This is a genomic window from Micromonospora gifhornensis, from assembly GCF_016863515.1.
Classification (GTDB): Bacteria; Actinomycetota; Actinomycetes; order Mycobacteriales; family Micromonosporaceae; genus Micromonospora; species Micromonospora gifhornensis.
In genome coordinates this window covers 151794-164375 of the sequence record NZ_BOPA01000027.1, presented here as the reverse complement: position 1 = coordinate 164375, position 12582 = coordinate 151794, and the positions used below count along the sequence as shown (strand labels likewise).

Here is a 12582-nt window from a genome sequence, read left to right as displayed (position 1 = left end):
CCGCCCAGCGGCTGCTCGCCGACGACGTCACCACGCTCATCGAGGTCGGACCCGACGCGATCCTCACCGGCATGCTCGCCGCCCACCTGCCCGACGGCGTCGCCGCCCTGCCCACGCTGCGCCGCGACCGCCCCGAACCACAAGCCGCCGCCGAACTCTTCGGCCACCTGTACGCCTACGGCCAACCCGTCGACCCCGACACCTATCCGCCGGTGACCGCCGGCACCCGCATCCCCCTACCCAGCTATCCGTTCCAGCGCGAGCGGTACTGGCTCCTGCGCGACGCCGCCACCACGACCGCCGTACCCGAACCGAAAACCGCACCAGTACCGGCCGCGGTGGATCTGACCGGCCTGGACGACGACGCCCGCGCCGACCGGCTGCTCGCACTGGTCCGCACCGAAGCCGCCACCGTGCTCGGCCACGGCGACCCCTCCCGGCTCGGTGCCGACCGCGCCTTCACCGACCTCGGCTTCGACTCGATGACCGCCGTGGAACTGCGCAGCCGGCTCTCCACCGCCCTCGGCATCACCCTGCCCGCCATCGCCGTATTCGACCACCCGACACCACGCTCACTGGCCGGACTGCTCCTCGACCAGTACGCCATCACCGCCGCCACCGCCACCAGCGCCGACACCGACGACCTCGACCTACTGGCCGAGGTGGACCGTCTCGACGCCGCGCTGGCCCGCAACACGCTGACCGCAGACCGGCGCACCGCTGTGCTGGCCCGACTCGGCGAAGTACTGGCCCGCCGGTCACCGACCGAACCCGGTCCCGAACCGGAACTGCTGCACTCAGCCGACGCCGACGAACTGTTCGCATTCATCGACGACCAGCTCGGCCGCGCCGCCCGACCCGCCGGCGCCTGATCCACCCCCGGCCGCACCCACCCCCGCCCGGCCGCCCACCCGACCCCCGAGGAGACGTCGTGTCCGAAGAGGACCGCATGCTGAAATACCTGCAGTGGGTGACCGCCGAGCTGCAGCGGTCACGCGAACGCGTCGCCGAGCTGGAGGCCGGCACCCCGGAACCAGTCGCGGTGGTGGCCACCGCCTGCCGCTACCCGGGCGCCGACAACCCCGAACAACTGTGGCAGCTCGTCGCCGACGGTGTCGACGCCATCACCACCTGGCCGGACGACCGTGGATGGGACGTCGACCGGCTCTACCACCCGGACGGCCCGCCCGGCACCTCCTACACCCGCCACGGCGGCTTCATCGACGCGGCCACCGACTTCGACGCCGAGTTCTTCGGCATCTCCGCCCGCGAAGCCCTCGGCATGGATCCCCAGCAGCGGGTGCTCCTGGAAACCACATGGGAACTGTTCGAACGCGCCGGCCTGGACACCGGCCCGCTGCGCGGCAGCCGCACCGGCGTGTTCGTCGGCGTCGGCGAACAGTCGTACCTCGGCCTGGACGGCCCACCCGAACTCGACGGCTTCATGATGACCAGCCGGCTCAGCAGCATCGCCTCCGGCCGCATCGCCTACACCTTCGGCCTCGAAGGACCCGTACTCTCCGTCGACACCGCCTGCTCCTCGTCCCTGGTCGCCCTGCACCTGGCCGCCCGCGCCCTGCGCGCCGGGGAAGCCGACCTCGCCGTCGCCGGAGGCTGCACCGTCTACGGCCACCCCGGCGGGTTCATCGACTTCTCCCGGCAGCGTGGCCTCGCCCGCGACGGCCGCTGCAAATCCTTCGACGCCACCGCCGACGGCACCGGCTGGGCCGAAGGCGTCGGCCTGCTCCTGCTGGAACGCCTCACCGACGCCCGCCGCCACGGCCACCGCATCCTCGCTGTCCTACGCGGCTCCGCCATCAACTCCGACGGCGCCTCCAACGGCCTCACCGCGCCCAGCGGCCCGGCCCAGCAACGCGTCATCCGGCAGGCCCTGGCCGACGCCCGGCTCACCCCCGCCGACGTCGACGTCATCGAAGCCCACGGCACCGGCACCCGACTCGGAGACCCGATCGAAGCCCAGGCCCTGCTGGCCACCTACGGGCAGGACCGCGCCATTGCGGTGCTGCTCGGCTCGCTGAAATCCAACATCGGCCACAGTGTCGCCGCCGCCGGAGCCGGCGGCGCGATCAAAATGATCGAGGCCATGCGCCACGGCATCGCCCCCCGCTCCCTGCACCTCGACACACCCAACCCAGCCGTCGACTGGACCCAGGGCGCACTGGACCTGCTCACCTCGGCACGCCCATGGCCGCAGACCGAACGCCCCCGCCGCGCCGCCGTGTCGTCCTTCGGCGTCAGCGGCACCAACGCCCACATCATCCTCGAACACGTTCCCGAGCAACCGGAACCGGACACACCACGGCAGCCCGGCCCGTACCCGTTCCTGCTCTCCGCCCGCACCGCCGCCGCGCTGCGCGCCCAGGCGACCCGGCTGCACGCGCACCTGAGCAACCGGCACGACATCGAACCGGCCGACGCGGCATACACCCTCGCCCTGCACCGCACCCCACTGGGACACCGCACACACGTGGTCGCCGCCGACCGCAGCGGCCTGCTCGACGGCCTCGCCGCGCTGGCCGCCGCACCGGACACCACCCCGACCGGCGAACCCGGACGCCTCGCCGTGATCTTCTCCGGGCAGGGGGCCCAACGCCCCGGCATGGGTGCTGCCCTGCACACCCGTTTCCCCGCCTTCGCCGCCGCGCTCGACGAGGTCTGCGCCGCCTTCGACCCACACCTCGACGAGCCGCTACGCGACGTCCTGTTCGCCCCCGACGGCACCGACCGGGCCGGGAAACTGGCACACACCGGCTGGACCCAACCAGCACTGTTCGCGTGGGAAGTGGCGCTGTTCCGGTTGGCCGAGTCCCTCGGCGTCCGCGCCGACATGGTCGGCGGACACTCCCTCGGCGAGATCACCGCCGCGCACGTCGCCGGAGTACTGGACCTGACCGACGCCGTCACCCTGGTCGCCGCCCGCGCCCGACTGCTCCAGGACCTCCCGCCCGGGGGCGCCATGGTTGCCGTCGCCGCCCCCGCCGACCAGGTGCAGGCACTGCTCGACGAGCACGACGACGACGTGGTGATCGCCGCCGTCAACGCCCCTGCCGCAGTGACCCTCGCCGGCCCCGAACCCGCCGTGCTCGCCGTCGCGCAACGACTCGCCGCCCAAGGGATCACCACCCACCGGCTCGCGGTCAGCCACGCCTTCCACTCGCCGATGACCACCCCGGTCCTCGACCCGCTGCACCGCGTCGCCGCCACCCTCACCTACCGGGAACCCACCCTGCCGATCGTGTCCAACGTGACCGGCGACCTCGCCACCCCCGGCCTGCTGACCGACCCCGGCTACTGGGTACGGCAGGTCCGCGCCACCGTCCGCTTCCAGGACTGTGTCCGCGCGCTGGCCGACGCCGGCGCCACCACCTTCCTCGAAGCCGGCCCGGCGGCCGTGCTCACCCCGGCGGTCGCCGCCACCCTCACCGACCACACCGGCGTGGCGGTACCTGCACAGACCGGCCACGACCAGGTGGGTGCCCTGACCGGCGCGCTGGCCACCCTGCACCGGCACGGTCACCACGTCGACTGGCGGGCAGTGCTCGACGGTACCGGCGCCCGGCACGTCGACCTACCCACCTACCCGTTCCAACGGCGCCGGTTCTGGGTCACCCCGCCCTCGGCCGACTCGGCCGCCCTCGGCCTCACCCCCGCCGACCACCCGGTGCTGGCCGGCGCCGTCACCCTGCCCGACACCGGCGAGCTGGTCCTCACCGGCCGATTCGCCCCCGCCACCCACCGCTGGCTGGACCGCCACCGGGTGGACGGCGCCGTTCTGCTGCCACCGTCGGCCCTGGTGGAACTGGCCATCAGGGCCGGCGACGAGTGCGGCCGACCGGTGCTGCGCCGCCTCGACGTGACCGGCCCGGTCATCTGCCCCGACCGGGGTCTGCGCGTGCAGATCCGGGTCGGCGCGCCCACCGGCGACACCCGGCCGGTGACCCTGCACGGCCGCCCGGACGACACCGACGTCCCGTGGACCCTGCTCGCCACCGGCGACCTGGCCGCCGACGCCGCGTCCATCCCGACGGCCGAGGGCGAGCCGGTGCCCGTGCGGCTGCCCGACGGCGAAACGGCCGGCAACTACGTGCTGCACCCCGAACTCCTGCACGCCGCGCTGGCCGCGACCGGCCACCACGGCGAGGCGTACCACTGGCGCGACGTGGCCGTGCAGCGCAGCGCCGCCACCACGGCCGGGGTACGCACCATCGTCACCGACCCGGCCGGCAACGGCAGCGCCCCCCGCGGCCTGCTGCTCACCACCGGCGACGACGAACCGCTGGCCATCGTCGCCACCGTCCGCACCCGAGAGGTCGACGCCGACACCCTGGCCCACGCCCGGCACCGCCCCGGTGACGCCCTGTTCCGCATCACCTGGCAGCCGATGCCTGTACCGACCACCACCGGCCCCACCCCCGCCGTCATCGACGGTCGCGCCACCGCAACCTGCGACCTGGCCACCGACCTGCACCGGCGTACCACCGACCTGCTCGACACCCTGCGCCGCCACCTGGCCGCCCCGTCCGGCCCACCGGCCGTGCTGCTCACCCGCGGCGCGACCGGCCCAGGCCCGGTCACCGACCCGGCCGCCACCGCCCTGCACGGACTGGCCCGCACCGCCACCACCGAACAACCCGGCCGTCTCGTCATCGTCGACCTCGACGACGAACCCACCCCGGAACTACTGACCAGCCTGGCCGCCACCGGTGAACCGGAGATCGCGGTACGGGCCGGGACCGCGTACGTGCCCCGCGCCGAACGGGTCACCACCCCACCCGGACCCGGCCCCCGCCTCAGCGCCGGAACCGTGCTCGTCACCGGGCTCGGCTCGCTCGGCACCCTGGTAGCCACACACCTCGCCACCCGCCACGGCGTCCGGGACCTGCTCGTGCTCAGCCGCAGCGGACCGGACACACCAGCCGCCCGCCAGTTGATCGCCGACCTCGCCGCCGTCGGCGCCACCGCCCGGGTCGTTGCCTGTGACGTGGCCGATCGGAACGGGCTGCGCGCCGCGCTGGCGGCCGCACCGCCGATCACCGCCGTCTTCCACACCGCCGGGACCATCGACGACGGCCTGATCGGCGACCTCGACCCGGACCGGTTGGCCCGGGTACTGCGCCCCAAAGCAGACGCCGCCGCCCACCTGCACGAACTCACCCGCCACCTCGACCTGGCCGCGTTCGTGCTGTTCTCCTCGCTCGCCGCGACCATCGGCGGCGCCGGGCAGGGCAACTACGCCGCCGCCAACGCCTTCCTCGACGGGCTCGCCGCGTACCGCCACGCCACCGGCCTGCCGGCCACCTCGATCGCCTGGGGCCTGTGGGCCGGCCGCAGCGGCATCACCGGAGACCTCACCGACGCCGACCGGTCCCGCATCGCCCGCGCCGGCTATCAGCAGATCGACCCCGCCACCGGCCTGACCATGCTGGACACGGCGCTGCGGCATGCGGACCCGACGCTCATCGGCGTACCGATCGACCTGACCGCCCTGCGCGCCCGCCCGGAGACCGTGCCGGCGGTGCTGCGCACCCTGCTGCCGCCGACGGTACGACGCGAACCCGCAGACGCGGACCGGTCCGCCGACAAGCTGACCGACCTGACCGGGCTCTCTGCCGACGAACGCCGCCAAGCCCTCACCACCCTGGTCCGCACGGTCACCGCCGACGTGCTCGGCCGCACCGGGACCGACAACCTGCCCGCCGACGGCACGTTCACCGACCTCGGCATCGACTCGCTGCTCGCCGTCGAACTGCGCAACCGGCTGGCCCAGCGCACCGACCTGGCCCTACCCGCCACCACCGTCTTCGACCACCCCACCCCGCAGGCCCTGGCCGACTACCTGCACACCAGCCTGCTCGACACCGGCCCGGAACAGCCGGCCGGGCTCGACCTGACCGCCGACGTCACGCTGCCCGACGACATCCGTCCGACGCCCGGCTCCATCCCCGACGGCGCACCCCGGCACATCCTGCTCACCGGCGCCACCGGCTTCGTAGGCGCGTTCCTGCTCCGTGAACTACTGGCCACGACCACCGCCACGGTGCACTGCCTGATCCGGGCGAACGACCCGGACGACGCATGGAAGCGGCTACGCGAGACCGCCCGGTGGTACCGCATCGAGGACCAGCTGGACCCCGGCCGAGTGGTACCCGTGGTGGGGGACCTCGCCGCCGACCGCCTCGGCCTCACCCCGGGCACCTTCGACGCACTGGCCCGCGACATCGACGTCGTCTACCACGCCGGGGCGACGGTGAACTGGCTCCAGCCGTACGCCACGTTGCGCGCCGCGAACGTGGACGGCACCCGCGAGGTGCTGCGCCTGGCCGCCGCGCAGCGCACCGTACCGGTCCATTACGTCTCGACCACCGGCGTGTTCGCCGGCCCCGCCCCCGACGGGCGTGGCCACGGCCCGCACGACCCGACCGGCCCGGCCGACCTGCTGCCCAGCGGCTACCTGCAGAGCAAATGGGTCGCCGAGCAGATCATCGGACTGGCCCGCGAGCGTGGTCTGCCGGTCTCGGTGTACCGGGTGGACCTGGTCTCCGGCGACCGCCGCCACGGTGCCTGCCAGACCCGCGACTACCTGTGGCTGAGCATCAAGGGACTGATCCAGGCCGGCACGGTTCCGGACAGCCTCGGCGGCAGCGTCCCCCTGGTGCCGGTCGACCACGTGGCCGCGTCGATCATCGCGCTGTCCACCGACTCGAAGCACATCGGCAGCACCCACCACCTCTACAACAGCGAGCGGGTCGCCTGGCGCGACATCCTGCACCGGCTCCGCGCTCACGGACACCAGCTGACCGTCACCAGCTGGGCAGAGTGGCACGCCGCGGTGCTCGCCGACCGTGACAACGCGCTCTACCCGCTGCTCGACGCGTTCGAGCTGATGGTCGCCGACACCGACGCCTTCTACCCGGTGATCGACACAGCCGACACCGACGCCGCGCTGGCCGCCGCCGGTCTGCCACCGGCCCCGGTCACCGCGGACGTACTGGACACCTACCTGCGATTCTTCACCGAGGTCGGGTACCTGCCACCGGCGCTGGCCACCAGTTCGGCACGCTGACCCGCACCGATGGGCCGGTCACCCCCGCTGGGGGGATGACCGGCCCTCAGGGCAGTGGAAGCAGTCCCTCACCGATCGCGCCGGCCACTTCCGACCGGTGCTCGTCGAGGTAGAAGTGCCCGCCGGAGAAGACGCGCAGGTCGAACCCGGCCGAGGTGTGTGCCGACCAGGCGCGCACCGCCGCGACGGAAGCCTGCGGGTCGGCGTCACCGGTCAGAGCGGTGATCGGACAGTTCACCGGCGGCTGCGCATGCCACGCGTACGAGTCGATGGCCTGATAGTCGGCACGCATGACCCGCAGGAGTTCGGCGCGCAGTTCGGCATCGGTCAGAAACAGCGGATGGGTGCCACCGGCTTCGCGCAGATCTTCCAGGATCCCGACGTCCGTGCGTGGCGGATTCGGCCGGCACGGCGGCTGATCCGGCGCGCGCCGACCCGAGACGAACAGCCGTTGCGGCAGTCGGGCACCGGCCCGGGCACGCCGCTGGGTGACCTCGTGTGCGATCACCGCACCCATGCTGTGCCCGAAGAACGCAAACGGCCCGGCGAGCCGAGCCTGCAACACCGCGTCCGCCTCGTCGACGAGTTCCGCAATGGAGGTACGGGCGCGCTCGGCACGTCGGTCCTGCCGCCCCGGATACTGGATCGCCAACACCTCCACCTCCGCTGGCAGCGCCCGGGCCAGCGACAGGAAGTAGTTGGCCGTCCCACCGGCGTGCGGAAAGCAGACCAGTTGGATGCGGGGGGCGCTGCTCGTGGTAAGAGTTCGCACCCACCGATCCGCCACTGCCGGGTTCTCATGCACCGATGTCATCCCTCGACGCTACGCATGTCGGCAGCCGGCACGGTCACCGTCCACTCTCGGCACGGTCACGGCGGTTCAGACCGGTGCGGTCACGGAATCCGAACCGCCCTGAGCAGGGCCACCTCACACCTGGACCGAGCGGACAGAATGGTCGCAGAACTTCCGACCCCCGCACCTCGGCCGCATCAGGATGATCTGCTCGCTGCCTCCCCGCGAGCGGGAAAGGAGTTGCTCTTGTCCGCGCAGTCGTCGATGAACGGCTTCGTCGAGGACCTGGCGATCCAGCTCGCCGGGCACGGCTTCGAGCGAGGTGAGGAGGGACGCGTCTTTCGCCGGTTCTCGCTACAAGGAGACGCGCTCATCCTCGAGGTGCAGCCATCGAATCACTCCAGCCGCCGGGGTCTGGTCTTCTACATCAACATCGGCCTGGTGCACGACAGCGTCTGGACGAGATGCTGCCGCAGCTGCTGCTGTTGCTCGACCGGAACGTCGTGCTGAACGAGACACCGGACATCCTCGGCCCGGGCGACTGGCTAATCCGCGCCTGGCTGTTGGCCGGGGAGGGCCGCATCGACGAGCTGAAGCATCTGCTGTTCTTGGAGAGGCCGGCCCACACCCACGACTCCGTCCCGATCCGTACGGTGTGGAACTATGCGACCGGTCGGGCCTCGGACACCGCAGCGCGGTGAGGGAGCCTGGCAGATATCCCACTCCGGCCTGGTGGCAGCGACGTAGAGGACACGCGATCTGCTTGATGACCGACGATGATGTCGAAGGTGAACCTGGTCAGCCGCGCCGACGGTTGCGGGATCTGGGCCGTCCGCTCGTTGTCCTGATGGCGCCCTTGCTGGTGCGCCTGGCCAACCGGGACAAGCGGTTCGTCTGGACGCTGGAGGAGGTGCGTGGCCACGCTCGGGACTGGCCGCCTTCGGGTGGTGACGCGGAGATGGCCAACCTCTTCCGCTTCCAGGCGTGGTTCGGGCTGAGCATGGTTCCGCTGGCCGGGTACGTGGCAGCGTCGCTGCTGCGCTCGGGCTCGGCCGGCGACTCGGTGCTCGAGGCGGTCATGGTGGGCGCTGCCACGGTAGGCATGTTCACTCTCGGGATGGTTCTGGTGAGCGGGCTGAAGTGGGGGTTGTCGCAGTACTTCACGCCCGACCTGGACCGCCGTCTTGGCCCGCCCCGCAGACGGGATCCCCGGCCGCGCACGCGGCGGCCGGGGTTCGTGGTGCGGCTTTGCCTGCCGAGCAACCTGGACTGGGTGCTCGCGCTGATCTTTGCCAGTTGCATGGCACCGAACGCCTTCCCCTGATCCACCTCGGCATCGATCAGCCGAACCTCGGACCCGGGCGGCGGTGCGGTGTTCCGTGGCCTCCAAACTGGGCTTCTGCTGATCTGGGCGGCGTGTAGCTCATTCGGTCGGGCGTGCTCGGGTAGGTGTCGAGGCGGGCGGCGGCCTTGTTGGCGCAGGTGGTGACGACGTGGCGGGGGTCGTGGCCGAGGCTGGTGATGGCGACCAGGGCGGTGAGCACCACGTCGGCCAGCTCGGCGGCCACGTGTCGCTGGTGTGGGTGATGCCTTTGCGGGGGTTCTGGCCGACGGCGCCGATCCACGCTGCGATGTACTGCATCAGCGCCGTGCGTGTTCGGCACGTGCGGGTGCGCCCACCTCGTGCAGGTGTCGCAGGGCCTGGCGGTAGGAGGTGACGAGACCGGTCTGTACGTAGGCGACGCCGATCTCGGCGCAGTACGCCTGCACGATCGGTTGTGCCCTGCGCAGGTTGGGCGTCGGCATGCCGGGGAACAGGTGGTGCTCGATCTGGTAGTTCAGACCGCCGAGCGCCGCGTCCACCAGCCGGTTCCCCCGAACGTTGCGGGAGGTCAACACCTGCTTGCGGAGATAGTCCTCGGTGCGTGTCGGGTGCGGCATGCCCTTGTGGTTGGGGGCGAAGGTCATGCCGAGGTAGACGCCGAACAGCGCCTGGTGCAGCAGCAGGAAGGCGACGGCCTGCAACGGCGAGAGAACGAGCACCAGCGCGCCGAGGTAGCCGACGGCGTGCAGGATCAGCAGCCCGCTCTCCGCACGCCGCTGTTTCACCGTGCCGTCGCGCAACGCCTTGACGCTGGACACCTTCAAGCTGACGGCGAGCAGCGTCAGCAGCGGGAAGAACAGCACGGCCTGGTGCCGGGTGATGAAGCCCTTCAGCCCGCGCCGGCCGACCGCCGACTCGGTGGTCCAGACGAGCACCTCGGGAGCCACGTCCGGGTCGAGGTCGTCGTGGTTGGGGTTGTTGTGGTGACGGGTGTGCTTGTCCATCCACCAGCCGTAGCTCATGCCGATGCCGAGATTGCCGGCCAGCAGTCCGGCGACCGCGCTCGGACGTCTGGTGCGGAACACCTGGCGGTGCGCCAGGTCGTGCGCCACGAGTGCGACCTGGGCGAACGTGACGGCGAGGAACACGGCGGTGATCATCTGCCACCAGGAGGAGCCGATGAGGAAGAAGGCCGCCCAGCCGCCGACGAACATCAGCGTGACGATGCTCAGCCGGACGACGTAGTAGGCGGGCCGGCGGCGCATCAACCCGGCGTCGGTGATCCGGCGGGACAGGACGGCGAAGTCACTGCCGGTCGTCGACTGCGACGGTCTCGTGGTAGTCGTCATGATTCCAGCAGACCGCCTCGGACGGGCGCTGTCAGGAACGCTGTCACCCCGCCGATCGGGGGTGCTAGCACCCCCGAGAAACGGCGGTCGCGTGGGCACAATGGCACCCGTGGACGTGGCCGGGCCTGACGAGCGGACGTACGAGTGGGCGCGTCGGGGTGTACGCGCGGTGCTCGCCGGTCTGGCCGCGATCGGCCTGACCCTGGCCAACGTCGCGCTGCTCGTCGTATCGCTGCTGGCGCTGGTCCTGGTCCCGGTGCCGCTGCTCGGCATGGCGCTGGTGTCCTGGACGACGACGCTGGTCCGCAAGCGGGCGGATCTCGAACGCAGACGTGCCACATCGGCCGGGGTCCCGGTGCCACGCCCCTACCAGCCGCCCCCGCAGCGGGGCATCGCCGGCGGCTGGCGGCGCTTCCGGTGGATCGTCACGGACCCGGCCACCTGGCGCGACCTCGCCTGGCTGCTGCCCGGCGGGATCGTCGGGGCCACCCTCGGCGCGATCTCACTTGCCGTGCCGCTGTACGGGATCATGGGTCTGACGCTGACACCGCTGTGGATCTGGCTCGGCACCGACTGGTACGGCTACGGCACCGTCTGGTCCATCGACACATTCGGTGAAGGACTGATCTGCCTGCCGCAAGGCGCCGCCATCCTGGCCGGCGGTCTGTGGGTGGCGCCCTGGCTACGGCGCGCCGACGCGTACTTCGCCCGACTCCTGCTCGCACCGACCAAGGCCGCCGAACTTCGCCTGCGGGTCACCCAGCTGACCGTGACGCGCGCCGACACGGTGGACGCCCAGGCAGCCGAGCTGCGCCGCATCGAGCGCGACCTGCACGACGGCATCCAGGCGCGGCTCGTCTCGCTGGGCATGACGATCGGTCTCGCCGACGAACTGATCGACCGGAACCCGGCCGCAGCCCACGAGATGCTCGCCGAAGCACGTGCAGCGAGCAGCGCCGCACTTGTCGAGCTGCGGCACCTGGTCCGGGGCATCCACCCACCCGTGCTGGCCGAACGCGGGCTGGACGGCGCGGTGCGGGCGCTGGCGCTCAGCCTGCCCGTGCCGATCACAGTCGATGTCGACCTGCCCGGCCGCCTCGACACCCCCGTCGAGTCGGCCGCCTACTTCGCCGTCGCGGAGACGCTTACCAACATGGTCCGCCACAGCCGCGCCCACACCGGATCGGTGTCCCTGCGGCACACCGACGCAACGCTGACGATGGTGGTCGCCGATGACGGCGTGGGCGGCGGCGACCCCGCGGCCGGCACCGGTCTGCGGGGCATCGAACGCCGCCTCGCCGCCTTCGATGGCACGATGGCCCTGTCGAGCCCGCCCGGTGGGCCCACCGTCATCACCATGGAGTTGCCGTGCGCGTTGTCATCGCCGAGGACCACGCGCTCCTCCGGGACGGGCTGACCCGCATCCTGCGGGCCTACGACTTCGACGTCGTCGCCGCCGTCGACAACGGCCCGGCGCTGCTGCCCGCCCTGACCACCCACCGGCCCCAGGTGGCGGTCATCGACGTCCGCCTCCCGCCGACATTCACCGACGAAGGTCTGCAGGCCGCGATCGCCGCTCGTACCCAGATTCCCGGCCTGCCCATCCTCGTGCTCTCCCAGCACGTCGAGCCCTTGTACGCCCGCGAACTGCTCAGCACGCCACACGGCGGCGTGGGCTACCTGCTCAAGGACCGCGTGTCCCACGTCGGCGAGTTCGTCGACGCCGTGCGCCGGGTCGCCGCCGGCGGTACCGCCATGGACCATGAAGTCATCTCGCAACTCCTCGCCCGCCGAGAGCCGCTGGCGGTGCTCACCCCCAGAGAACGCGACGTCCTCGGTGAAATGGCCGAAGGTCGCTCCAACGCGGCGATCGGAGCCAAGCTCCGCATCACCGAGAAGGCCGTGAGCAAACACATCAACAACATATTCACCAAACTCGACATGCCGCCCTCCGATGACGACAACCGGCGCGTCCTCGCCGTCCTGGCGTACCTCAACGCCTGAGCGGGTGGAAGGCGGACGCCAGCGCCGG

9 protein-coding genes are annotated in these 12582 nt (G+C 71.8%); 6 read left to right on the top strand and 3 right to left on the bottom strand.

Annotated features, from left to right (window positions below; all coding sequences use genetic code 11):
• Together Vgi01_RS20105 and Vgi01_RS31175 are read left to right on the top strand one after the other, a co-directional pair.
• On the top strand, nucleotides 1-872 hold an 872-nt coding region (locus tag Vgi01_RS20105), incomplete at its 5' end, for an acyl carrier protein (protein WP_239089078.1).
• Between the two features lie 59 nt (nucleotides 873-931).
• Complete coding sequence (locus Vgi01_RS31175) at nucleotides 932-7084, top strand: type I polyketide synthase (RefSeq protein WP_204292021.1); 6153 nt, start codon at nucleotides 932-934, stop codon at nucleotides 7082-7084.
• A gap of 46 nt (nucleotides 7085-7130) precedes the next feature.
• On the opposite strand, the gene Vgi01_RS20095 is transcribed toward Vgi01_RS31175, so the two are convergent.
• Nucleotides 7131-7898, bottom strand: a complete 768-nt coding sequence (locus tag Vgi01_RS20095; protein ID WP_204292020.1) for a thioesterase II family protein — start codon at nucleotides 7896-7898, stop codon at nucleotides 7131-7133.
• Nucleotides 7899-8341: 443 nt separating this feature from the next.
• Here Vgi01_RS20095 and Vgi01_RS20090 point away from each other — a divergent pair, with 443 nt between their 5' ends.
• Both Vgi01_RS20090 and Vgi01_RS20085 read left to right on the top strand, forming a co-directional pair.
• A complete protein-coding gene (locus tag Vgi01_RS20090) occupies nucleotides 8342-8578 on the top strand; it encodes a hypothetical protein (protein ID WP_239089077.1) in 237 nt (78 codons plus the stop codon).
• A 65-nt stretch (nucleotides 8579-8643) separates the two neighbouring features.
• Entirely contained in the window at nucleotides 8644-9201 is a 558-nt protein-coding gene (locus tag Vgi01_RS20085) for a hypothetical protein (protein ID WP_203224539.1), read from the top strand.
• Between the two features lie 16 nt (nucleotides 9202-9217).
• Here the strand turns inward: Vgi01_RS20085 and Vgi01_RS20080 are convergent, their stop codons facing one another.
• Entirely contained in the window at nucleotides 9218-9445 is a 228-nt protein-coding gene (locus tag Vgi01_RS20080) for a hypothetical protein (RefSeq protein ID WP_204292028.1), read from the bottom strand.
• A 73-nt stretch (nucleotides 9446-9518) separates the two neighbouring features.
• Entirely contained in the window at nucleotides 9519-10550 is a 1032-nt protein-coding gene (locus tag Vgi01_RS20075) for a fatty acid desaturase family protein (protein WP_204292019.1), read from the bottom strand.
• Nucleotides 10551-10650: 100 nt separating this feature from the next.
• Here Vgi01_RS20075 and Vgi01_RS20070 point away from each other — a divergent pair, with 100 nt between their 5' ends.
• Together Vgi01_RS20070 and Vgi01_RS20065 are read left to right on the top strand one after the other, a co-directional pair.
• Nucleotides 10651-11967 (top strand): sensor histidine kinase, encoded by a 1317-nt coding sequence (locus Vgi01_RS20070; RefSeq protein WP_204292018.1) that lies wholly within the window; start codon nucleotides 10651-10653, stop codon nucleotides 11965-11967.
• Nucleotides 11919-12554, top strand: a complete 636-nt coding sequence (locus Vgi01_RS20065; RefSeq protein WP_102659739.1) for a response regulator transcription factor — start codon at nucleotides 11919-11921, stop codon at nucleotides 12552-12554. Before Vgi01_RS20070 ends, Vgi01_RS20065 begins: the two co-directional genes overlap by 49 nt.
• Nucleotides 12555-12582: the final 28 nt, after the last annotated feature.

What these genes read in the sequence shown, in the direction of transcription:
- Vgi01_RS20095 (WP_204292020.1), bottom strand. Translation starts at nt 7,898, where the DNA reads ATGACATCGGTGCATGAGAACCCGGCAGTGGCGGATCGGTGGGTGCGA.
- Vgi01_RS20090 (WP_239089077.1), top strand. Translation starts at nt 8,342, where the DNA reads ATGCTGCCGCAGCTGCTGCTGTTGCTCGACCGGAACGTCGTGCTGAAC.
- Vgi01_RS20085 (WP_203224539.1), top strand. Translation starts at nt 8,644, where the DNA reads ATGACCGACGATGATGTCGAAGGTGAACCTGGTCAGCCGCGCCGACGG.
- Vgi01_RS20075 (WP_204292019.1), bottom strand. Translation starts at nt 10,550, where the DNA reads ATGACGACTACCACGAGACCGTCGCAGTCGACGACCGGCAGTGACTTC.
- Vgi01_RS20070 (WP_204292018.1), top strand. Translation starts at nt 10,651, where the DNA reads ATGGCACCCGTGGACGTGGCCGGGCCTGACGAGCGGACGTACGAGTGG.